Origin of the sequence: Bradyrhizobium sp. AUGA SZCCT0158, assembly GCF_018130065.1 — a bacterium.
In the GTDB taxonomy this organism is placed as follows: Bacteria; Pseudomonadota; Alphaproteobacteria; order Rhizobiales; family Xanthobacteraceae; genus Bradyrhizobium.
The window spans coordinates 1-1,461 of record NZ_JAFCME010000064.1 but is presented as its reverse complement, the minus strand read 5'-3'; the positions used below and the strand labels follow the sequence as shown (position 1 = coordinate 1,461).

The window sequence follows — 1,461 nt, the reverse complement described above, 5'->3', positions numbered from 1 at the left end:
CTAGGGCATGCACACATGTCTGAGGCTCCATCCTGCGGCGGCGGCGTGGAAGTATTCGAGGCCGTGCTTCATGGTGATGGGACCTGGCGGCTTGGACGAGGGATAACCGTCCCAGCCGCCGAGCCGGCCGACGATCCAGGCGGCCCACGCGAGGCTATCGGGCGGATGCGGATTTCTGAGCCGTTTGCTTTGGGCTTCGAGATTGCGGTTGAAGGCGGCAAGGGTAGCGACTTCCTCGGCATCGAAGGCAACCTGAATGGGCTGGTGATCACGGCCATCGCGAGCCTGCACGAGTTGGAGGGTAATGATCGCCGCCTTGGCTGCGATCGCGACCAACTTGAGGAGCCGCTCGGCAGTCCCGACCTGGCTGTCTTCGAGCTTGAAGCCTTGCGTCTTGAGGATGCGGAAGAACTGCTCGATCAGCCACCGCCGCTTGTACCATTCGACGATGCGCCAAGCCTCTTCTGCCGTGGTCACCGGATGCGTCGTGAGCAGCCGCCAATGCAGCGGCTCAATGCCGGCCTGAGGCTCGACCTCACGCACATCGACCAGGGTCAGCGAGAGGCTTTTCGGCAAATGGCGCAGGAACCTGGTTTGCGGCCTGGCCAGCTTCACGGCGCCGAAGCGCAGATCGAGACGCGCGGCTCGCTCGGCCCGCTGTGCCCGCGCAGGCAGCACGATGGCCCGTTGTTCGATGATGGGCATGGCCTCGCTGGCTGCATACAGGCCGGAAGCATCCGCCAGCTTGCGATCGTGCATGCTGCGAGCAATGACGTGGAACTGCTCTTCCAGGGCGCTGGCATAGAGAGCGAAGATGTCGCTCTCGCGGTCGCCCAGCATGGTCACCATGGCGGCCTTGGCCAGCCGCGGCTTGGCCGCCAGCGCGGTCGAGATCCAGCGCTGCGATTCCTTGTCCGAGAGGGCGCGCTGATCGTGCGAGACGGTGCGGCGGCCCTTGCGGGTCCAAATCTCGCCGTGCAACAGGCCAAGGCAATTGCCGCTCTGCGCGTCTACCGCCAGCATCGGGTGCAGCAACACCCCGCGAGTGTTGCCGTGGCCAATCTCGCCGAGCCCGCGCCGGCGTTGTGCCGTCGTGGCAAAATTGATTTCGCTGGTATCCTGGATCGCCAGCACATGGCGGCCTTCGGCCGCGGTTACCGTGCCCTCGCTCCAGCTTTCGATCACCCGCGCGGTCGTCACCTTGGAATTGCCGAGAAAGCGGTTGAACCGCACCTCCTGCGCCCGAACCCCCTTCGCAAGCCGCCGCAGGCAGACATCCTTGCCCGCGACCATGCATTCGACGAGCGCCGCCCCCCTTTATCGAGACGACGATCCCCGAACCGACCCAATGACCAGTCAATTTCCGCCAGCATGTCGACACCTCTGCCAAAGCCGAAGTGTCACAATATGAATCACACAAAATGCCGATTCGGGAATCCCCGACATCAGATGTGTGCATGC

General features: G+C 63.9%; 1 protein-coding gene. It reads right to left on the bottom strand.

Features of this window, described 5'->3' with window-relative positions; translation table 11 throughout:
* Positions 1 to 1,293, bottom strand: coding sequence for an IS4 family transposase (locus JQ574_RS34750; RefSeq protein ID WP_212215255.1), 1,293 nt, complete (start codon positions 1,291 to 1,293; stop codon positions 1 to 3).
* Positions 1,294 to 1,461: the final 168 nt, after the last annotated feature.